Source organism: Aeromicrobium fastidiosum (assembly GCF_017876595.1).
GTDB lineage: Bacteria > Actinomycetota > Actinomycetes > Propionibacteriales > Nocardioidaceae > Aeromicrobium > Aeromicrobium fastidiosum.
The window spans coordinates 2,795,324-2,814,777 of record NZ_JAGIOG010000001.1 but is presented as its reverse complement, the minus strand read 5'-3'; the positions used below and the strand labels follow the sequence as shown (position 1 = coordinate 2,814,777).

18 protein-coding genes and 1 riboswitch are annotated in these 19,454 nt (G+C 71.2%); of the genes, 7 read left to right on the top strand and 11 right to left on the bottom strand.

The features are described from left to right. Positions 1-3: 3 nt before the first annotated feature. The 4 genes from JOF40_RS13935 to JOF40_RS13920 form a co-directional block, all read right to left on the bottom strand. Positions 4-1,596 carry a carboxypeptidase-like regulatory domain-containing protein gene (locus tag JOF40_RS13935; protein WP_129184488.1) on the bottom strand — a complete coding sequence of 531 codons (1,593 nt, stop codon included), beginning with the start codon at positions 1,594-1,596 and terminating at the stop codon, positions 4-6. A gap of 39 nt (positions 1,597-1,635) precedes the next feature. Beyond that, positions 1,636-3,489 (bottom strand): ATP-dependent DNA helicase, encoded by a 1,854-nt coding sequence (locus JOF40_RS13930; protein ID WP_129184857.1) that lies wholly within the window; start codon positions 3,487-3,489, stop codon positions 1,636-1,638. 131 nt (positions 3,490-3,620) lie between these two features. Further along, the gene (locus JOF40_RS13925; protein WP_129184490.1) at positions 3,621-4,193 is read right to left on the bottom strand and encodes a hypothetical protein; all 573 of its coding nucleotides are present in this window, start codon (positions 4,191-4,193) and stop codon (positions 3,621-3,623) included. A gap of 88 nt (positions 4,194-4,281) precedes the next feature. Continuing rightward, positions 4,282-5,214 (bottom strand): LysR family transcriptional regulator, encoded by a 933-nt coding sequence (locus JOF40_RS13920; RefSeq protein ID WP_129184492.1) that lies wholly within the window; start codon positions 5,212-5,214, stop codon positions 4,282-4,284. A 92-nt stretch (positions 5,215-5,306) separates the two neighbouring features. Between JOF40_RS13920 and JOF40_RS13915 the strand changes: the two genes are divergently transcribed. Continuing rightward, entirely contained in the window at positions 5,307-6,395 is a 1,089-nt protein-coding gene (locus JOF40_RS13915) for an SLAC1 family transporter (RefSeq protein WP_129184494.1), read from the top strand. A 19-nt stretch (positions 6,396-6,414) separates the two neighbouring features. On the opposite strand, the gene JOF40_RS13910 is transcribed toward JOF40_RS13915, so the two are convergent. From JOF40_RS13910 to miaA, 4 genes are all read right to left on the bottom strand, one after another. Continuing rightward, entirely contained in the window at positions 6,415-7,161 is a 747-nt protein-coding gene (locus tag JOF40_RS13910; protein WP_129184496.1) for a hypothetical protein, read from the bottom strand. A gap of 102 nt (positions 7,162-7,263) precedes the next feature. Then, entirely contained in the window at positions 7,264-8,673 is a 1,410-nt protein-coding gene (gene hflX / locus JOF40_RS13905) for a GTPase HflX (protein ID WP_129184498.1), read from the bottom strand. Beyond that, positions 8,670-9,506, bottom strand: coding sequence for a diaminopimelate epimerase (dapF, locus tag JOF40_RS13900; RefSeq protein WP_129184500.1), 837 nt, complete (start codon positions 9,504-9,506; stop codon positions 8,670-8,672). Before dapF ends, hflX begins: the two co-directional genes overlap by 4 nt. 10 nt (positions 9,507-9,516) lie before the next feature. Further along, positions 9,517-10,434, bottom strand: coding sequence for a tRNA (adenosine(37)-N6)-dimethylallyltransferase MiaA (gene miaA / locus JOF40_RS13895; RefSeq protein ID WP_129184502.1), 918 nt, complete (start codon positions 10,432-10,434; stop codon positions 9,517-9,519). A gap of 63 nt (positions 10,435-10,497) precedes the next feature. Here miaA and JOF40_RS13890 point away from each other — a divergent pair, with 63 nt between their 5' ends. Then, complete coding sequence (locus tag JOF40_RS13890) at positions 10,498-10,722, top strand: Rv0909 family putative TA system antitoxin (RefSeq protein ID WP_129184504.1); 225 nt, start codon at positions 10,498-10,500, stop codon at positions 10,720-10,722. Between the two features lie 34 nt (positions 10,723-10,756). Here the strand turns inward: JOF40_RS13890 and JOF40_RS13885 are convergent, their stop codons facing one another. Beyond that, complete coding sequence (locus JOF40_RS13885) at positions 10,757-11,422, bottom strand: class III extradiol ring-cleavage dioxygenase family protein (RefSeq protein WP_129184506.1); 666 nt, start codon at positions 11,420-11,422, stop codon at positions 10,757-10,759. Between the two features lie 35 nt (positions 11,423-11,457). On the opposite strand from JOF40_RS13885, the gene JOF40_RS13880 reads away from it, so the two are divergent. After that, positions 11,458-12,066: a hypothetical protein gene (locus JOF40_RS13880; RefSeq protein ID WP_129184508.1), complete on the top strand. Its 609-nt coding sequence runs from the start codon at positions 11,458-11,460 to the stop codon at positions 12,064-12,066. 36 nt (positions 12,067-12,102) lie between these two features. Here the strand turns inward: JOF40_RS13880 and JOF40_RS13875 are convergent, their stop codons facing one another. Further along, positions 12,103-12,669, bottom strand: coding sequence for an HhH-GPD-type base excision DNA repair protein (locus JOF40_RS13875; RefSeq protein WP_129184510.1), 567 nt, complete (start codon positions 12,667-12,669; stop codon positions 12,103-12,105). Positions 12,670-12,802: 133 nt separating this feature from the next. On the opposite strand from JOF40_RS13875, the gene JOF40_RS13870 reads away from it, so the two are divergent. Both JOF40_RS13870 and JOF40_RS13865 read left to right on the top strand, forming a co-directional pair. After that, on the top strand, positions 12,803-13,285 hold the full coding sequence (locus JOF40_RS13870; protein ID WP_188111854.1) for a GNAT family N-acetyltransferase: 483 nt from the start codon (positions 12,803-12,805) through the stop codon (positions 13,283-13,285). A gap of 37 nt (positions 13,286-13,322) precedes the next feature. Next, positions 13,323-13,386, top strand: a riboswitch (guanidine-III (ykkC-III) riboswitch). A gap of 9 nt (positions 13,387-13,395) precedes the next feature. Next, a complete protein-coding gene (locus tag JOF40_RS13865; RefSeq protein WP_129184514.1) occupies positions 13,396-13,710 on the top strand; it encodes a DMT family transporter in 315 nt (104 codons plus the stop codon). A 7-nt stretch (positions 13,711-13,717) separates the two neighbouring features. Here JOF40_RS13865 and JOF40_RS13860 read toward each other — a convergent pair whose 3' ends face one another. Further along, complete coding sequence (locus JOF40_RS13860; protein ID WP_188111855.1) at positions 13,718-14,356, bottom strand: TetR/AcrR family transcriptional regulator; 639 nt, start codon at positions 14,354-14,356, stop codon at positions 13,718-13,720. 74 nt (positions 14,357-14,430) lie between these two features. Between JOF40_RS13860 and JOF40_RS13855 the strand changes: the two genes are divergently transcribed. Beyond that, positions 14,431-17,313 (top strand): MMPL family transporter, encoded by a 2,883-nt coding sequence (locus JOF40_RS13855; protein WP_129184518.1) that lies wholly within the window; start codon positions 14,431-14,433, stop codon positions 17,311-17,313. Beyond that, the gene (locus JOF40_RS13850; RefSeq protein ID WP_129184520.1) at positions 17,310-19,430 is read left to right on the top strand and encodes a YhgE/Pip domain-containing protein; all 2,121 of its coding nucleotides are present in this window, start codon (positions 17,310-17,312) and stop codon (positions 19,428-19,430) included. The genes JOF40_RS13855 and JOF40_RS13850 overlap by 4 nt, the downstream gene beginning before the upstream one ends. Positions 19,431-19,454: the final 24 nt, after the last annotated feature.

The following is a 19,454-nucleotide window of genomic DNA, read 5'->3' as shown; positions in this document are numbered from 1 at the left end:
TGGTCAGTCGCCGAAGCGGAGGTTGCCCGCGTTGCGCGTGCGACCCGACTTGACGGTGACGAAGTGGCGGCCCTTGAACGTGCGGCCGATTCCACGCCACGAGTCGGCGTTGACCGTGACCTTGTAGCGGCCCGGGGCCAGGCCGGCGACGTAGAAGTTGCCGGCACCGTCGGTCAGGTCGGTGCGCAGGACGCGCTTGCCGTCGGTCGACGACAGCGTCACCATCATCTCCTTGTTGGTGCGGCCGGGGGCACGGCTGACGTGACCCTTGACGACACCGCCGCGCTTGGAGACCAGCGACGTGCGCTTCTCGCCCGAGCCGGGTGAGCCGATCTCGACGACCTTGATCGCGCCTGCGCCGAGCGCCTTGCAGTGCTTGCGGTACATCCAGCCCTTGCCGCCGGCGGGCTTGCGGCCCTGTGCCGCCGACGTCGCGGGGTTGGGCTGCACGCGGCGCGCGATGCCCTCGAGGCCGCTGTTCTCGCCGCCGGACAACTTGCTCAGGTACGGGAAGGTCTTCCAGCGCTCGGAGCCGCGGTCGAGGCCCTTGAAGTACGTGTTGTTGTTGGTGTAGCGGCTGGCGTACCAGTCGGCGCACCCGGTGCGGCGGCCGAGCTCGACGTAGTAGCGACCCGGGGCGACGTTGTAGAACGTCGTGCTGCCCGTGCTGCTGGCGGCCTGCTTCTCGGCGACGATCGGCGAGTCGAGGATCGGCACCCGCGGCGATGCCTCGCGCAGCGTGACCCAGCGGTCGCCCTGGGGCGTGGCCTTGAAGCCCTTGAACGTCCCGCGCACCGTGAGCTGGTTGCCGCTGGCACCGACGCTGACCGGGTAGTTCGTGCCGCCCTGGTCCAGGGCGATCATGTTGGACCGCGAGTAGCGGTAGTCCTGGACGTCGAAGCAGCTGCCGAAGGAGTTGTTCCAGCGCTCGTCGGTGCCGAGTCGGGCCGCGACCATGAAGCGCTTGTCGCCCGGCGAGAACGGCAGGAAGTCGACGCGGTACGAGCCGCCGGTCACCTGGGTGGTGGCATACGTGTTGGCGCAGCCCGGGATGTCGAGCTCACGGCGTGCGTCGTTGCCGCCCGAGTAGGTGGGGGGTGCCGCGGTCACGGTCAGGCGCGTGCCGTTGGGCGCGGTGCCGCCGATCGAGGAGTAGCGGAAGTCGGCGCGGAACGGCGCCGACTTCGTCGCGGTGATGGCCGTGGCGTCACGCAGGTGGCGACCGCCGGTCGTGGGTGCGCCCGTGCGACCCCGCCAGTACCAGGAGCGGGCCTCGCCCGATGACGGTGCCGCGACGATGCGCAGCCGGTACGGGCGGGACAGCTTGTTGGTCTTCTTCTTGCCGTTGAGCGGGACCCTGAACGAGTAGGCACCGCCGTCGGGGATGTTGTTGACGAAGCGCACGACCCGGGTGTTGCCGCCGCGGTCGACCGAGATGAGCTCGACACGCACGGGTCCGACGTTGCCGGCACCGCCCGGGCCAGCCACGGTGCCGGTGATGACCTGTGACCCCACCGCCTCGGCCGGCGACGCGACCAGGAGGCCGGCGACGAGAGCGCCGACAGCAGGGATCAGGAGTGCAGGACGAAACTTCATGGAATCCCCGAAGGCTAGGCGAACAACCCGATGACAATATCAGCCGGATGCGGCGAGAGCGGCCTCATCGAGCCGCCGGAGCGCCGCGAGGGCCGTCGCACGGTCGGTCGTGCGCCACATGTCGGGCATCGAGGCGGTCAGGAACGACCCGTAACGTGCCGTCACGACGCGGGGATCGAGCACCGCCACGACGCCCCGGTCGGTGGCCCGGCGGATGAGCCGTCCCGTGCCCTGCGCCAGCAGGAGTGCCGCGTGCTGGGCCGCGACGGTCATGAAGCCGTTGCCGCCGCGCTTCTCGACGAGCCTCTGTCGCGCGCTCATGAGCGGGTCGTCGGGCCGCGGGAACGGGATGCGGTCGATGATGACCAGCTGGCACGTGTCGCCGGGCAGGTCGACGCCCTGCCACAGGCTCAGGGTGCCGAACAGGCACGAGCTGGGCGACTCGGCGAACCGCCGGGCCAGCTCGGGCAGCTGGGCGTCGCCTTGGCACCAGATGTCGAGGTCGGGCAGACGTTCGCGCACCTCCTCGGCCGCCTTCTCCGCACCGCGGCGCGACGAGAACAGCCCGAGGGTGCGGCCGCCCGCCGCCTCGATCAGATCGGTGATCTCGGCGAGCTGCGCCTCCTCCAGGCCGTCGCGGCCCGGGGCCGGCAGGTGTCGGGCGACGTACAGCATCCCCTGCTTGGCGTAGTCGAAAGGCGAGCCGACGTCGAGCGACGCCCACGGCGGGTCGTCCCCCCACAGGCCGAGCGACCGCGCGACGGGCTCGAAACCGCCCCCGAGCTTGAGGGTCGCGCTGGTGAGCACGACGGTCTTGTCGGCGAAGAGCTTGTCGCGCAGCGCGCCGGACACGTCGATGGGCGCGATGTGCAGCTGCTTGTTGCCGCGGTTGTCGCTGATCCACAGCACGTCGGTCTCGATCTTGGAGGCCATGCGCTCGGCGATCTTGCGGACGTCGTCGACCATGCCCTTGGCCTGCTGCAGGGCGGCGTCGGGCTCGCCCTTGTCCTCCTTGGGGAACGCCGACAGGCACGCTCGCGCTGAGTCGCGCACCAGCGACAGCACGGCGTGCAGGGGCTGGGGCAGCTCGTCGATGCGTCCGGCCTCGGTGCGGGCCAGGATGTCGGCCAGCGCGTCGGAGGCGTCGGTGAGGTCGTCACCCTCCCCCGAGCTGATGCGTGCACGAGCGCGTCGGGCTGCTCGCTCGACGATGACGGGGTCGAGCTCGTCGGTGGAGGCCTGCGTGACGCGGGCGGCCAGCTCGTGCGCCTCGTCGACGACGACGGCGTCGTACTCGGGCAGCATCGGCACGCCGTCGATCGCGTCGATCGCGAGCAGGGCGTGGTTGGTGACCACGACCTGGGCGCTGTGGGCGTCCTCGCGGGCCAGCTCGGCGAAGCACTCGAGGGCGTGCGCGCAGCGGGACGCACCCAGGCACTCGCGGTGGCTGACGCTCACCTGCCGCCAGGCGCGGTCGTTGTGGGACGGCGCGGAGTCGCGATCGCCCGTGTGCCCCGCGGCGGCCTGCTCCTCGGCCCACTCGCGCAGCTCGACGACCTCGGCACCGAGCGATCCGTCAGGGATCTCGACGAGCGTGCCCTGGTCGTCGGGCGCGCCCTCGCGCACCCGATGCAGGCACGCGTAGTTGCTGCGCCCCTTGACGACGGCGTGATGCGGGACCTTGTCGAGCGTCGCCCGGGCGGCGTCCTTGAGTGCCGGGATGTCGCGCTCGACGAGCTGGTGCTGCAGGTTGAGCGTCGCGGTCGCGACGACGACGCGCTTGCCGTGCAGGAGGCTCGGGACGAGGTAGCCCAGCGACTTGCCGGTGCCCGTGCCGGCCTGCACGAGCAGGTGCTCGCCGGAGTCGAGGGCGTGCTTGACCGCCTCGGCCATCTGGATCTGGCCGGGACGGTCCTCGCCGCCCACGGCCTCGACGGCGGCGTGGAGGACGTCGCGGATGTCAGGCACCCCCGAAGGCTATCCGGGGCGCTCCGACGTCACGCGACGCCGTCCACACCGCCGCGTCAGCAGACGATCATCAGGCTGAACGCCGCGTCGGCGAAGGGCGCCCCTCCCGCGGTGACGTCGCGTGCGACGACCTCGACCTGGTTGCCACTGACCGTGACGGCACCCGTGTTGCGGTTGGAGGTCGTCGCCGAGGACGTGACCCCGCACGGCGAGGCGTCGAAGGTCAGCTGGACGTCGTAGGTTCCGGTGCCTGCCCTGCTGGCAGACACCACACCCGGCGACCTGGCCGTCAGGAGCCCGGACGCGTCGACCTTCGCGAAGAAGATGCGGCTGGATCCGGCTGGGACGGGCGGCAGCTGGCCGGGCGCGAAGTCACCGGCCGTCAGCGAACCGTCCTTGACGTCGGCCCCCGTGACCACACCGTCGCGGATGTCGGACGACTGCACGGCGCTCTTCTTGATCTTGGTCGTGGTGACGGCATTGTTCTTGAGCTGCTTGCTGCCGATGCTGTTCTTGGCGACGGCGTACGCACCACCGGCGGTCGACATCACGAGGGCCAGCACCGCGATGGTCAGGACGGGCGCGGTGCGCCACCAGCTGTCGCGGCGCGTGCGGGACGGTGCGGACATGGGAGCTCCTTGGGTCGGGGTCTCCTGATCCTGCTCGCCGCAGGGCCGTCCGAACAGTGGGGTTTTCCCGCGTTCTCGGCCCGTGCGATCAGCCCGCGGCACTCGCGAGCCCGAGCAGCTCGCGCACGGGCCCGGCTGGCGGCGCGTCGCTCCCTGCCCAGACCGCGCGAAACGTGCGCCGCAGGTCGAGACCTGTCGTGGGCACCGCGACGAGGTGCCCCGATGCCAGGTCGCCCTCGACCACCAGCGAGCTGAGGAAGGCCGGCGCTCCCCCGGCCCGCACCGACGAGCGCACCGCGGTGGACGTCGTGAGCTCGGCCTCGGGCGGTGCCATCTCCAGGCCGTGCTCGGCGAGGGCGCGCTCGACCACCTCGCGGGTGCCCGATCCGACCTCGCGGCTGGTCAGCGTCAGGCCGGCGACCAGCTGCGGGCCCAGCGCCCGGCGGGTCGCGGCCAGCCGGTCGTCGGCTCCGACGACCAGCACGAGCTCGTCGGACCCGACGTCGCGGACGGCGAGGCCCTTGCCCTTCGGCGGCTCCGTGCCCTCGACGAAGCCGAGGTCGGCCGATCCGTCGACGACCGCGGCGACGACGTCCCGGCTGTTGGCCGCGTGCAGGCTGACCGTGGTCGGCGGGACGCCCTCTCGCACCTGTCGGCGGCGCAGCTGCACGAGCCACCGCGGCACGAGGTGCTCGGCGATCGTCATGCTGGCGGCGACGTGCAGCTCGCGGCGGACGTCGTCGCGCAGCGTGGCGATGGCACCGTCGACCTCGTCGGCGACCTCCAGCAGACGCGACGCCCACTCGACCAGCACCGTGCCCGACGGCGTCAGCGTCGATCCCCGCGCGCCACGGCGCAGCACCGCGAAGCCGACCTGGGTCTCGAGCGACCGCAGTCGCTCGGAGGCAGCCTGCTGCGTCGTGCCGTGCGAGCGGGCGGCCGCACCGATGCTGCCGAGGCGCGCCACCTCGACCAGCAGCGCGAGGGCTGCGACATCGGGCAGGTGGGGGCTGGGCGGCACGTCGACAGCGTACGCCCACCCACAGGTCGACCCTGTGGATGCACGCCGATCTGCCTCTACTGCCGGGCGGCGTCCCGGACGACAGTGGACTCATGACCACGACCGTTTCCCTCGGCCTGCGACGCGGCTCGTCCGACGACGCGCTGTCGGCGGTCGGGCCGCACTGGTTCACGTGGGTCATGGGCACCGGCATCGTCGCCACCGCCGCGGCCGGCCTGCCGGTCCACGCCCGCGGTCTCCACGCGCTGTCAATCGTGATGTGGGCCCTGGCGTCGCTGCTCCTGCTCGCGGTCGGCGCAGCGACGGCGGCGCAGTGGGGGCTGCGTCCCTCGACGGCACGCGGCCACGTCGAGCACCCCGTCATTGCCCACTTCTACGGTGCGCCCGCGATGGCACTCATGACCGTCGGGGCGGCCACACTGCTGGTCGGGGTCGACCTCGTGGGCCTCGGCGCTGCCGTAGCCGTCGATGTCGTCCTGTGGTCTGCCGGCACGGCACTGGGCCTGTGGACGCTGATCAGCATTCCCCGCCGCACCCTGCGCGGAGCGGACCCCTATGGCGGGCCGGCGTTCGGCGGATGGCTCATGCCGGTCGTCCCCCCGATGGTCAGCGCCGCGACCGGCGCGCTGCTCGTCCCGCACCTGGCTGCCAGCCTGCGACCCGCCATGAAGGTCGGATGCTGTGCGTTCTTCGCCGTCGCCTTGGTCGCGAGCGCCCCGCTGCTGCTCACGATCGTCCGTCGCACGCTGGACGGGCACATCGGGGAGCCGACGAGCATCCCGACGCTGGTCATCGTCCTCGGGCCGTTGGGCCAGTCGGCCACTGCGGCGCACGTGCTGGGCGGGCTCGCCGGTGGCACCGCTCAGGCCGTCGCGCTCGGCTACGGCTGCGCCGCCGTGGGGGTCGCCCTGACGTGGGCACTGGTCGCCGCGGTGATCGTGGCCCGTGCCATCCGCGATGGACTCCCCTTCGCCCTGACCTGGTGGTCGTTCACGTTCCCGGTCGGCACCGTGGTCACCGGCACGTCCGGCCTTGCCGTCGCCACCGGCTCGGACGTCCTGTCGGCCCTCGCCGCCGGCCTGTTCGTCGCACTGGTCGGTGCCTGGACGGTCGTCGCGGCGCTGACGGTGCGCGGCCTGGTCGGCGGTGTACTGCTGGCACCGCCGACCAGGCGCGGGTGACTCACACCCGACGTTCGACCTAGAGGGCCTTGGCCGGGATGTCCGGCGTCGCGACGAGATCCGTCGAGTCGCCCGTGATCGTCACGTAGAACCGCTTGCGGTTCGCGTCCGTCGTGACCCGGCCGTCGCTGAGTCGCGGGCTGACCACGAGGTGCTTGCGGTTGTCCGTGCCGGCCGGCGCGCAGGCGACGACGTTCGTGATGCCGCACACCGTCGAGGTGATCTCGCCGGAGAACTCCGGGTTGGCGTCGGCGGCGTCGGCGCGACCGTTGACGTTGCCCGCGCCCGGGGTGCTCTCCGCGTCCTGCTCGGTCTTGTTCTGCAGGGCGATCGAGACGGAGATGGCGTTGTTGCTGAGGTCCTCGTTGGCGTTGATGTAGACGTTGCCGACAGCACCGGGCGGCGTGGTGCCGGGGATGGCGTTGTAGGCCGACGCGACGCTGAAACCACCCGACTGCGCGACGATCGCTCCGCTGGCGTCGACGAGCAGCCAGCGGCCGGCACCGGCCGGACCGGTGGCACCCTTGTCGCCCTTCGGGCCCTGCTGGAGGACGCCGGGGCCGAAGTCCTGGGCGCGGAGCGCGCCGTTCTTGATGTCGGAGCTGCGTATCTCGTTGCTCTTGACGTCGACACCGCGGATGGAGTTGTCCTTGATCTCGGCGGAGCCGATCTTGGTGGCGGCATAGGCGGTGCCGCCGGAAGCGACCACCACGAGGGCGAGCGAGGCGATGACGAATGCGGGAGTGACCTTGATGCTGGGACGCATGGGGACGACCTTCTGTGAGGTAGGTAACACTGATTGCTCACAGTTCGGCACCGACGCACCCGTGGATGGGTCGGATCGCCGGGAACTTCTCAGGCCGTCCGATCAGGCCGAGTACTGCTCCAGCTCGTTGGCCAGCGCGCCGTTGACGAGCGCGACGACGTGCGTGCCATCGGCCTCGTGGTCGAGCGACTCGATCTCGCCCTGCGTGTGGATCAGGTTGAGCAGGTCGCCGCGGGCGTACGGCAGCACGATGTCGACGCGACTCGACGGCTGCGGCAGATCGGCCTCGATCGCGCTCAGCAGCTCGTCGATGCCCTCGCCCGTGCGGGCGCTGACGACCACGGCGTGCGGCTCGCGCACCAGCAGCTGCTTGAGGACGAGCGGGTCGGCGGCGTCGGCCTTGTTGATCACGACGAGCTCGGGCACCTCGGCGGCACCCGCCTCGAGGATGACCTGGCGCACCGCGCTGATCTGTCCCTCGGGGTCTGGATCGGAGCCGTCGACGACGTGCAGGATGAGATCGGACTCGGCGACCTCCTCGAGCGTCGACCGGAACGCCTCCACCAGCTGGTGCGGCAGGTTGCGCACGAGACCCACGGTGTCGGACAGCGTGTAGACGCGACCGTCGGACGTCTGCGTGCGCCGCGTCGTCGGGTCGAGGGTCGCGAACAGCGCGTTCTCGACCAGGACGCCTGCATCGGTCAGCCGGTTGAGCAGGCTCGACTTGCCGGCGTTGGTGTAGCCGGCGATCGCGACGGACGGGATCTCGTTGCGCTGCCGGTTGCCCTTCTTCGTCTCGCGGGCCTTGCCGAGCTCCTTGAGCTCGCGGCGCAGCTTGGTCATCTTCATCTGGATGCGACGACGGTCGGTCTCGAGCTTGGTCTCACCCGGACCTCGTCCACCGATGCCCTCGCCGCCCGCGGCCTGTCCACCGGCCTGACGGGAGAGGTTGCCACCCCAGCCGCGCAGCCGCTGGGTCTGGTACTGCAGCTGGGCGAGCTCGACCTGGGCCTTGCCCTCCTTGCTCTTGGCGTGCTGCGCGAAGATGTCGAGGATCAGCGCCGTGCGGTCGACGACCTTGACCTTGACCTTGTCCTCGAGGTTGCGCAGCTGGCTGGGCGCGAGCGCACCGTCACAGATGACGGTGTCGGCACCGGTCGCCTCGACGACCGCGCGCAGGTCCTCGACCTTGCCCGAGCCGATGTAGGTGGCCGGGTCGGGCTTCTGGCGGCGCTGGATCAGCGCGTCGAGCACCTCGGAGCCGGCCGTCTCGGCGAGCAGCTTGAGCTCGGCCATCGAGTTCTCGGCGTCCTCGACGGTGCCCTCGGTCCAGACCCCCACCAGGACGACCCGCTCGAGCCGCAGCTGGCGGTACTCGACCTCGGTGATGTCCTCGAGCTCGGTGCGGATGTTGGCGACACGCCGCAGCGACTGCCGCTCCTCGAGCTCGAGCCCGTCGGTGCCCTGCTGCTGCGGGCCATTGCCCACTGAGCCTGTCGAAGTGTCGGTCATGCAGTCCATTCCATGGTGCCCCGCGCGACGATCTCTGCGGGGCCGGTGAGTGTGATGTGGTCGTCTGCATCCCACGTGACGTGCAGCGTGCCGCCGGGCACGTCGACCCGGTAGGTGACGGGTCGCTGCGCCGCATCGGCCACGGCGGCGGCCACCGCCACGGCGCACGCACCGGTGCCGCACGAACGTGTCTCCCCCGCACCGCGCTCGTGCACACGCATCGCCACGTGGCGATCGCCCTCGCGGACGACGAACTCGATGTTGACGCCGTCGGGATACACGGCCTGGTCGTAGTCGGGCTCGGTCAGCAGCGGGCCGACCTCGTCCAGCCGGTCGACGAAGGCCACGGCATGGGGATTACCAGTACGAACGTCCTGCGCCTCCCACGTATTTCCGGCAGCCGAGACCTTCGAGACGTCGCGCACGTGCGGGACGCCCATGTCGACGCTGATCGAGTGGCCCCTCGAGCCTGTCGACAGGTCGAACGACATCGTCTTGTCGCCGTCGCGCGTGCCGATCACGAACGGCTGCGACGGGTCGACGAGGCCCTCGTCCGCCAGGTGCAGGGCGAAGACCCGGGTGCCGTTGCCGCACATCTCACTGATCGAGCCGTCGGCGTTGCGGTAGTCCATGAACCACTCGCCGGCCGACTCGATGCCGATCGCGCTGCTGCGGATGACGCGCAGGACCCCGTCGGCCCCGATGCCGCGCCGGCGGTCGCACAGTGCGGCGACGAACGACGCGTCAAGATCGCCGTGGACCGTGCCGTCATGGTCGGGGAGCAGGACGAAGTCGTTCTCGGTGCCGTGCCCCTTGAGCCATGCGAACGTCATATCTCCCATGTTATCGCGGTGCCACGAGCGACATGGCGCGCTCGAGCAGGTCGTCGGCACCCGACGGGAGCCAGTGAACGCGCGGGTCCTTGCGGAACAGCCGGTCCTGTCGGCGGGCGAACTTGCGCGTGCCCGTCACGGTCGCCACCCTCGCCTCGTCCTCGGTCATCTCACCCCGCAGGAACCCCAGGATCTGCTGGTAGCCGAGAGCCCGCGACGCCGTCAGGCTGCCCTCGATGCCGGCAGGCAGCAGACCCCTGACCTCGTCGACGAAGCCGTCGGCCCACATCTGGTCGACCCGGTCGGACAGCCGCGGCTCGAGGACGTCGCGCGGCACGTCGAGGCCCAGCATCGTCAGGTCGTCGTAGATCGACTCGAGCGGCGGCATCGAGGCGACGAACGGCCGTCCCGTCAGCTCGCCGACCTCGAGCGCGCGGACGATGCGCCGGCCGTTGGTCGGCAGGATCTGCGCGGCCGCCGCGGGGTCACGCCTGGCCAGCTCGGCGTGCAGCGCCTCGTGGCCCCGTCGCTCCAGCTCGCCTGCCCACCAGAGCCTCACGGCAGGGTCGGTGCCCGGGAAGTCGAGCCGGTCGAGGACGGCCCGCACGTACAGGGCGGACCCGCCCACCAGCACCGGCGTCACGCCACGGGCATGGCGGTCGGCGATGACAGTGCGTGCCTGCTGCTGGAACTCGGCGACGCTCGCGTCCTCGGTGACGTCGAGGACGTCGAACAGGTGGTGCGGCAGGAGTGCCCGCTCCTCGATGCTGGGCTTGGCCGTGCCGATGTCCATGCCGCGGTAGAGCTGCATCGAGTCGGCGTTGACGACCTCGGCCGTGCCCAGGCGCTGGGCGATCCGCAGGGCGAGCGACGACTTGCCCGAGGCAGTCGGCCCGACGACGGCGACGACGTGATTTCGCTCGGGCATGGCTTGAATTGTCGCAGTACCGTGATGGTCACGCACGACCACACCGACGCACGAGGAGCAGTCATGGGATTCCTGGACAACCTCAAGAAGAAGGCCCCTGAGCTCAAGGAGAAGGCGGCCGACCTGGCAGCGACGCAGAACGCCAAGATCGACCAGGGCATCGACAAGGCCGCAGGCGTGGCGCGCAAGGCCACCAAGGGCAAGTACGACGCCAAGATCGACGGTGCCGCCGGCAAGGCCAAGGAGGCCGCCGACAAGCTCGCCGAGGAGGGTCGCAAGAAGCCGTAGCCGGTCGGGGCAGCGGTCGGGCTGCCGGCGGCGGTCAGGTCGTGAGCAGCCAGTCGGCCACGACGTAGCCGACGCCCAGGGGTGCCCCGTCGTAGCGCAGGTGCGCCGTGACGGAGGCACCCCTCGTTGCGTCCAGCACGATGGTGCCGAGGGTGCGCAGCGGCGGGACGCCGCTGGCACCCAGCTCGGCTCCGAGCGCAGGATCGAGTGCCACGAGCGCGGCGGGATCGCCGCCGGCCAGCGCCGACGAGATCGACGCGTCGAACGGCTCGGCCCGGTCGTCGAGGAATCCCGGTGCCTTCTCCGAGCGTCCGTTGCTGCCGTCGGCCATGACGAGGACGGCGACGCGGCTGCCGGCGTCGATCGCCGGCCGGCCGGTCGAGTACGTGCGAGGGCCCGTCCAGCCCGCCTCGTCGAGCAGCCAGGCACCGATCGTGAGGCTGAGCGGCAGCAGAACGTCGTCTCCGCCGGCACGCCGGTCGACGCCGTAGCCGGCGAGGGTGCCGCCGGCGGTCTCGTCGAGATCGCGGTCGAGCTCGCCCGCCCCGACGACCACGATCCGGTCCGGCTCCATCGCCGTCAGCGTCCCGACCGCGGCGTGGCAGGCGGCGCGCAGGTCGGCGAGCTCGTCGGTCGTGCCCGGTGCGACCTCCGGCACCAGCAGGGGCGGGTGCGGGCAGACGGCAGCGGCGACGATCACGGGTCGAACGCTACCCGGCATGGCACGATGACACCGTGGTCGATGCTCACGAGACACCCGCGTACCCGCCGGCGCACAGCACCTGGCAGTTCGCTCCCCCGGCGCGACGCAACAGCCGTCGGCGCACCGCCGCCCTCGTGGCACTCGGCGTGGTCCTCGCGGTGGTCGCGGCAGGATCCGTCGCGGGCATCATCACGATCGGGGTGGCCATCGCGCAGTCGACCTCCCCCACCACGATCGATGACGACGCCCTCACGCAGACCATCGCGGAGGAGTGCGTCGTGATGGAGTCGACCGTCGAGTCGATGCCGGTCTACGGCACCGCCCAGCAGCAGTCCGACGCGATCCGCGACCAGAACCGTGCCGTCGAGGTCATGATCGCGGCGATCCGGTCGAAGCGGGCCGACGAGATCCTCGCCGATCCGCCCGCCGACCAGTGGCTCGACGATTGGCAGAGTCTCGTCGACGCCCGAGCCGAGCTGGCCGACGAGCTGCTGAGCGATCCCAATGCGTCCCTCGTCGTGCCGGTCGACCGCGCTGGCGATCCGATCACCGATCGGATGGACGACGTGTGGCCGTTCGTGCCGACGTGCACCGTGCCGGTCGCGTTGACGGCGCCCGACGCCGACGCCCTGTCAGGCTGAGTGTCGTCAGGCTGAGTGGCGTCAGGCTCAGGGCTGTCAGGCTGAGTCGCGTGCGGCCTGCTTGGCCTTCTGCTTGAACGCCCGCACCTTGGCCAGCGACTCGGCGTCGACGACGTCGGCCACGGACCGGAAGCCCTTGCGGCCGTAGTCGCCCGTGACGGTCGTCCATCCGCGCGGCTTGACGTCCAGCTGCTTGGCCAGCAGGGCCGTGAAGATCTTCGCCCTCTGCTCACCGAACCCGGGCAGCGCCTTGAGCCGCTTGAGCAGCGCCTCCCCCGTCTTCGCCTCGGTCCAGATGCGTGCCGCGTCACCGTCGTACTCGTCGACGACGATGCGGGCGAGGTCCTGCAGCCGACCGGCCATCGAGCGTCCGTAGCGGTGGATCGCGGGAGGAGTCGCGCAGAGGTCGGCGAACGCCTCCGGATCGGCCTCGGCGATCGCAGCCGGGTCGAGCGTGCCGAACCGGTCGAGCACCTTGGCCGGACCGGCGAACGCCCGTTCCATCGGGAACTGCTGGTCGAGCAGCATCCCGGCGAGCAGCGCGAACGGGCTGTCGGTCAGCACCTGGTCGGCGTGGGCGCCCTGGGCGATCTGGATCGGCATGCGCTCATCCTGTCACCCACGCGCGTCCGCGCCGCCCCTCACGCGAATTGTGCGCTTCTGCACCGGTCCGATGCCGAGACCGGTGCAGAACGTCACACATCGCTGCTGGAGCGCACCTGCGAGAGTTGCGTTCGTGACCCAGTTGATCGTGGACGTCGAGAGCGGTGCGGCCGCTGAACGCGTCGCCGCCCAGATCTGGGCGGAGGCGACGGCTCGCCGCGACGGGAGCGAGCCCCGCGATGCCGCGCAGACCCTGCCGGGTGTGCGTCGACGCCTCGAGCTGGACGGGGCGGCGCTCCTGGTCGCACGTGCGGACGGCGTTCCGGTGGGATTCGCGATCGTGGCCCCGCGGACGTCGTCGCTCGAGGTCTTCTACCTCGCCGTCGCGCCCCGGGCCTGGGGTGGCGGGGTCGGCGGCGTGCTGCTCGCGGCCGTCGACGAGCAGGCCAAGGCACTCGGACACTCCTCGCTGGAGCTGTGGGTCATCGCCGACAACGACCGCGCCCTCACGGTCTACCAGCGCGCGGGGTGGACCGTCACCGATGACGTCCAGCAGACCGGTCCGGGTGACGACGCCACGATCGAGCGTCGGGTCGTCCGTCACCTGCCCGACTGAGCACCTGCCCAGCTGCCCACGGTGTGACACACTCGCGGTAGAGCCCTGACGGGCTCCCGGACGAGCGGTGCCGTACCCGGTCAGCGACAAGACGGCGCCAAGGAGAACTCATGTCCTGGCTCGTGCTCGCCCTGTCCGGTGTCCTCGAGGCGGTGTGGGCCACGGCCCTCGGCCGCTCGGAGGGCTTCACCCGGCTCGTCCCCAGCGTCGTCTTCGCCGTCGCCGTCACGCTCAGCATGGGCGGGCTCGCGTACGCGATGCGCGAGCTGCCGGTCGGGACAGCGTACGCAGTCTGGGTCGGCATCGGCGCATCCCTGACGGTGGCCTACGCGATGGTGTCGGGCGACGAGCCGGCGTCCGTCCTGAGGGTGCTGCTGATCTCCGGCATCGTCGTGTGCGTCGCCGGCCTCAAGCTGCTGCACTGAGCTCGCATCACTGGCTCGGCAGCGGCCTCGTGCCAGCCAGCAGCAGCATCGGCAGCGTCGACTGGAGCAAAGCGGGGTCGACCTCGCGCCCCTCGGTGACGGCCTCGCGCAGGGCCTCGTCGTACGTGCCCGCGAGCACCGTCGCGGCATGGCGCGGGTCGATCGTGAACTCGCGGCCGAGCGCCGTGACGACCGACGTCATGAGCTCGACGAGCTCGTCCTTCATCCCGCGCCACGACGTGTTGAACTCCGCGCCCACCTCGTCGCCGCGGATGCCGCGGATCGCGAACTCCATGTGCACCAGCAGCCCGGCGCGGTCGAGCGACTGCAGGCCCAGGAAGCGGTCGATGATGACCCCGACCGCCGCGGTCGGGTCGAGGCCCCGGAGCGCATCGGGCTCGCTGGCGGCCCGCATGCTCGCGAACATCCGGTCGCGCTCGCGGTGGAACAGCGCCAGCAGCAGGTCGTCCTTGCTCGCGAAGTTGGAGTAGAACGCTCCACGGGTGAACCCAGCCTGCTCGCAGATGTGCTCGACGGAAGCACCCTGGATGCCCTCGCGGGCCAGCACCTCGCGCGCCGCATCGAGCATCCGCTCGCGCGTCACGGCGCGACGGCGCACCGCGGGACGTTCATCCTGCTGGGGCATGGTCCTCCTCGTGTGACGCGCACAGCATACTCGATACATTGACGTATCCAATACACAAACGTATCGTGAATGACGTGTCGAACTCCCTGTATGCCCTCGGCCGGTGGGCCTTCCGTCACCCGGGCCGCGTGCTGGCCTCGTGGGTGCTTGTCCTGCTGGTGACCGCGATCGCCGCGGTGGGTCTCGGCGGCGGCACCAAGAACTCCTTCGAGATCCCCGGCACCGAGTCGCAGGAGGCGATCGACTCGCTCGGACGCACGTTCCCCGAGCTGAGCGGCACCTCGGCCTATCTCGTCGTCGTGGCCGACCGCGGCCGCACCGTCGACGACGCCGAGACCCGTCGCCTCGTGACCGATGCCATCGCCGGCATGAAGAAGGTCGAGGGCGTCACCGAGGCCGTGTCGCCCTACGACGAGAGCAACACGATCGGCGTCTCGCCCGACCGGCGCGCCGCGCAGGTGCAGATCCAGTTCGACCGCGAGCTGACCGACGTCACGCCGGCCGAGCGCGACCAGCTCGTCGACACCGGCGACGCCCTCAAGGCGGCCGGCTACACGACGGCCTTCGGCGGCGACGTCTTCACGAGCACCGGGCCGCAGCTGTCGATCGTCGAGGTCATCGGCGTCGTCGTGGCTTTCATCGTGCTGTTCCTGATGTTCCGCTCGCTGCGGGCCGCGGTCATGCCGATCGTCACAGCACTGCTCGGCGTGCTCGTGACGATGGCCATCACGATCGCGCTGACAGGGTTCATCACGATCTCGGCCACGGCTCCTCTGCTGGCGCTCATGATCGGTCTCGCCGTCGGCATCGACTACGCCCTGTTCATCGTGTCGCGACACCGCGAGCAGCTCGCCGACGGGCTCGAGCCCGAGGAGGCAGCAGCCAGGTCGGTCGCCACCGCCGGATCGGCCGTGGTGTTCGCCGGCGTCACGGTCGTCATCGCGCTGCTCGGCCTGTCGATCGCCCGCATCCCGTTCCTGACCATCATGGGCGCCGTCGCCGCCCTGTCGGTCGTCATCGCGGTGGCCGTGGCCCTGACCGTCCTGCCGGCGTTGCTGGGCCGGGCCGGCGACAAGCTCACACCGGGCACCGGGCACCGCCCCGGGGCGTTCTCGCGCCGGTGGGTCACGGTCATGACACGCTTCCCGCTCATCGCGATCGTCGTGGTCGTCGTCGGCCTGGCCATCGCGGCCGTCCCGGCCAAGGACCTGCAGCTCGCCCTGCCCGACAACGGCACGGCCCCCGTCGGCAGCACGCAGCGCACGGCCTACGACCTCGTCGACGAGCACTTCGGCCCCGGCTACAACGGTCCCCTGCTCGTCAGCATCGACATCATCTCGACGACCGACCCGGTCGGCGTCGTCAACGACATCGCCGACGACCTGCGGACCATGCCCGGCGTCGCCGCGATCGGCCTGGCGACACCCAACCGCACCGCCGACACCGGCATCGTCCAGGTCGTGCCCACGACGGGTGCCACCGACGAGGCGACGGCCGCCCTCGTCCGGGAGATCCGTGACCGCGAGCCGCAGTGGCGAGCCGAATACGGGGTGCCGGTCGCCGTGACGGGCCTCACCGCCGGCGGCATCGACGTCTCGGAGCGCCTGCAGGGCGCCCTGCTCCCGTTCGGCATCGTCGTGGTGGGGCTGTCGGTGCTGCTGCTGATGATCGTGTTCCGGTCGCTGGTCGTGCCCCTCAAGGCGACCATCGGCTTCCTGCTGTCGACGGGGGCGTCGTTCGGCGCGGTCGTGGCGGTGTTCCAGTGGGGCTGGCTGATGCACGCGATCCACCTCGAGCAGACCGGCCCGCTCATCAGCTTCCTGCCGATCATCCTGATGGCCGTGCTGTTCGGCCTGTCGATGGACTACGAGGTCTTCCTGATGGCCCGCATGAAGGAAGAGTACGTCCGGTCGGGCGATCCGCACCGTGCGATCGTCGACGGCTTCGTCGGCAGCTCCCGGGTCGTGACCGCGGCGGCCGTCATCATGCTGGCGGTGTTCGCGGCCTTCGTGCCCGAGGGAGATCCCAACATCAAGCCCATCGCGTTCGCGCTGGCGGTCGGCGTGTTCGTCGACGCGTTCCTCATCCGGATGCTGTTCGCACCGGCCGTGCTCGAGATCTTCGGCCGCCGCGCGTGGACGCTGCCGGCAGGCCTCGATCGCCGTCTCCCCCACGTCGACGTCGAGGGCGAGGGCCTGCACCGCCGCGTGGAGCTGCAGGCCTGGCCGCGACCCGCCTCGACCGCCGCGATCACGGCGGCATCGGTGACGACGCAGGGCCCGGACGGACTCGTGCTCAACGACGTGTCCGTCGAGGTCGAGGCCGGCGACTGGCTCGTGGTCCACGGCCCGAGCGGCGCGGGCAAGACCGCGCTGCTGCTGACGTTCGCGGGCCGCATGGCCTTCGACACCGGACGCCTGAGGGTCAACGGTCACCTGCTGCCACAGGAGGCGTCGCGCGTGCGCCACTCGGTCGCGCTGGCCGAGCTGACCGGCGTCAACGACCTCGAGGACAACCTCACGGTCGACCAGCACATCGCCGAGCGTCTCTCGATCCGCTCGTTCGGGCTGTGGGTCAGCCGCAACCGGGTCGCGCCGATCCTCGCCGGGCTCAACCGCGCCCTCGAGATCGCGCACGACGAGGCCGGCATCCCGTTCGAGCCGGTCGACGGCTCGGCGCTCGTGTCGTCGCTGAGCCGCCTCGAGCGCAAGCTGCTCGGCGTCGTCCTGGCCCTGACCGACGCCCCCCGCATCGTCATCGTCGACGACGCGGACGACCTGCGCGCCGCCGAGCACATCGACCTGCTGTGGTCGGCGCTCGCGGCACTGCTCGACGGACGCGACGTCACGCTCGTCGCGAGCGTCGCGTCGGAGTCCGCCGCTCCCCCACCGTCCGCGAGGCTCCACCACCTGGAGCTCGACACCCACCGCACCCTCCACGAGCTGATGCTGCCATGATCCCGTCCCCCACCCTGCCCTGGTTCGAGCTCGCCCGGTTCCGCCGCAGCCGGCTGACCCGTGCGGCCGTCATCGCCGTGATGCTCGTGCCGCTGTTCTACGGCGCGATGTACGTCTGGGCCAACCTCGACCCCACGGGCCGCCTCGACCACGTCAAGGCCGCCGTCGTCAACGAGGACCAGCTGGTCGAGATCGAGGGCACCGACGGTGCCAAGCAACCCGTCGCGATCGGCCGGCAGCTGGCCGGCAACCTGGTCAGCAACGACGACGACACCAACTACGACTGGGTGCTGACCGATGCGGCAGACGCCCGGCGCGGTCTCGCGGACGGCGACTACAAGGCCGTCCTGACGATCCCCGAGAACCTCTCGGCCGCAGCGACCTCGACCAGCGGTGACCCGGCGCAGGCCGTGCAGGGGCGGCTCGACCTGCAGACCAACGACGCCGTCAACTACATCAACGGGACCATCGCGCAGACCATCCTGCGCGCCGCCAAGGGCGCGCTGAACGCGCAGGTCACCGAGACCTACCTCGACAATGTCTACCTCAGCTTCTCCGACATCAAGGGCTCGCTGACCGATGCGGCCGGCGGCGCCTCCGACCTCGCCGACGGTGCCGACCAGCTCGGCGTCGGGGCCCGCAAGCTCGCCAACGGAGCCGACGATCTCGCCGACGGTGCCAGCACGTTGGCCGACGGTGCCGACGATCTTGCCGCCGGCAACCGGCGACTCGCGGACGGTGCCGACGAGGTCGACCGCGGAGCGAGGACGCTCTCGGACGGGCTCGGCCAGCTGCAGTCGCGCACGGCGACGCTCCCCCGCGACACGCAACGCCTCGCCGACGGATCGCGTCAGGTCGCTGACGGCACGGCCCAGGTCGACCGGCTCGTGCAGGGCGTGACGAGCGGCATCCTCGGTGCGACCGACGGGGCCGATGCCGACATCGACCGACTCGCCACGACCCTGCGCGGGCTCGCCGACGACTGCCGCACCGATCCGCCTCCCGGGCTCGACTGCGCCGCGATCGAGAGCGCGGCCGGCCGTGCCGGCGACCTCAAGACGTTCGTGCGCGACGTCCGCGGGCAGGCGACCGGCGCGAGTCAGCAGACCCGGCAGCTCGCCGACGGGGCCCGACAGGTGGCCGACGGCAACGCCGAGCTGGCCCGCAACGTCCCGGCCCTGGTCGGGGCGATCGGCCAGGCCCGCGACGGCGCCAAGCAGCTGACCGACGGCACGTCCCAGCTGCGCAAGGGTGCCGACGCCGCCGCTGCGGGTGCCAGCAGGCTGAGTGGTGGCGCCGATCAGCTGGCCGCCGGCAGCACGCGGCTGGCAGACGGCGGCGACCGGCTCGTCGACGGTGCCGGCGAGCTGTCGGCGGGGGCACGCAAGCTGGCCGACGGCCTGCGCGACGGCAGCGACAAGGTGCCCGACTACGACAAGGCCGAGCGCGACCGGCTCGCCACGACCGCCGCGACGCCGATCGAGGACGTCGCCGACCGGGTCAACCCCGTCGACAACTACGGTGCCGCGCTCGCGCCGTACTTCATCTCACTGGCGCTGTGGGTCGGCGCGATGGCGATCTACCTGCTGTTGCGACCGATCTCAGCCCGGGCGATCGCGTCCACGACCGGCAGCATCCGGGTGGCGCTCGCCGGGTATGCGCCGGGCCTGGCGGTGTCGGTCGTCCAGGTCGTGCTGCTGCTCGCGGTGCTGCAGGGCGTCCTCGGCGTCCGACCGGCCAACGAGCTGCTGCTCATCGGCATCGCGCTGGCCACTGCGGCGGTCTTCACCGCGATCAACCAGATGTTCGTCGCCCTGTTCGGCGGGGCCGGACGCTTCGCGGCGCTGGTGTTCGTGAGCCTGCAGCTCACCTCGGCCGGGGGCACGTACCCGATCGAGACGGCGCCGCGGTTCTTCAACCTGCTGCACGATCTGCTGCCGATGACGTACACCGTGCACGGCCTGCGAGCTGCTCTCGCGGGCGGCACCGACGGGGTCGTCCGCGACTTCGTGGTGCTGGGGGTGTTCACGGCCCTGGCCCTGGGTGTCACGGTCATCGCGGCCCGTCGCCGCCAGACCGTCACGCTCGCGCGGCTGCATCCGACCCTGCAGGTCTGACACCACAACGCAGGAGCCCTCCGA

Bases quoted from the DNA above. Each gene is read 5' to 3' on its own strand.
- JOF40_RS13890 (WP_129184504.1), top strand. From the start codon at position 10,498: ATGGGATTCCTGGACAACCTCAAGAAGAAGGCCCCTGAGCTCAAGGAG.
- JOF40_RS13860 (WP_188111855.1), bottom strand. From the start codon at position 14,356: ATGCCCCAGCAGGATGAACGTCCCGCGGTGCGCCGTCGCGCCGTGACG.
- JOF40_RS13850 (WP_129184520.1), top strand. From the start codon at position 17,310: ATGATCCCGTCCCCCACCCTGCCCTGGTTCGAGCTCGCCCGGTTCCGC.
- JOF40_RS13925 (WP_129184490.1), bottom strand. From the start codon at position 4,193: ATGTCCGCACCGTCCCGCACGCGCCGCGACAGCTGGTGGCGCACCGCG.
- JOF40_RS13935 (WP_129184488.1), bottom strand. From the start codon at position 1,596: ATGAAGTTTCGTCCTGCACTCCTGATCCCTGCTGTCGGCGCTCTCGTC.
- miaA (WP_129184502.1), bottom strand. From the start codon at position 10,434: ATGCCCGAGCGAAATCACGTCGTCGCCGTCGTCGGGCCGACTGCCTCG.
- JOF40_RS13865 (WP_129184514.1), top strand. From the start codon at position 13,396: ATGTCCTGGCTCGTGCTCGCCCTGTCCGGTGTCCTCGAGGCGGTGTGG.
- JOF40_RS13915 (WP_129184494.1), top strand. From the start codon at position 5,307: ATGACCACGACCGTTTCCCTCGGCCTGCGACGCGGCTCGTCCGACGAC.
- JOF40_RS13930 (WP_129184857.1), bottom strand. From the start codon at position 3,489: ATGGCCGAGGCGGTCAAGCACGCCCTCGACTCCGGCGAGCACCTGCTC.
- JOF40_RS13875 (WP_129184510.1), bottom strand. From the start codon at position 12,669: ATGCCGATCCAGATCGCCCAGGGCGCCCACGCCGACCAGGTGCTGACC.
- hflX (WP_129184498.1), bottom strand. From the start codon at position 8,673: ATGACCGACACTTCGACAGGCTCAGTGGGCAATGGCCCGCAGCAGCAG.
- dapF (WP_129184500.1), bottom strand. From the start codon at position 9,506: ATGACGTTCGCATGGCTCAAGGGGCACGGCACCGAGAACGACTTCGTC.
- JOF40_RS13910 (WP_129184496.1), bottom strand. From the start codon at position 7,161: ATGCGTCCCAGCATCAAGGTCACTCCCGCATTCGTCATCGCCTCGCTC.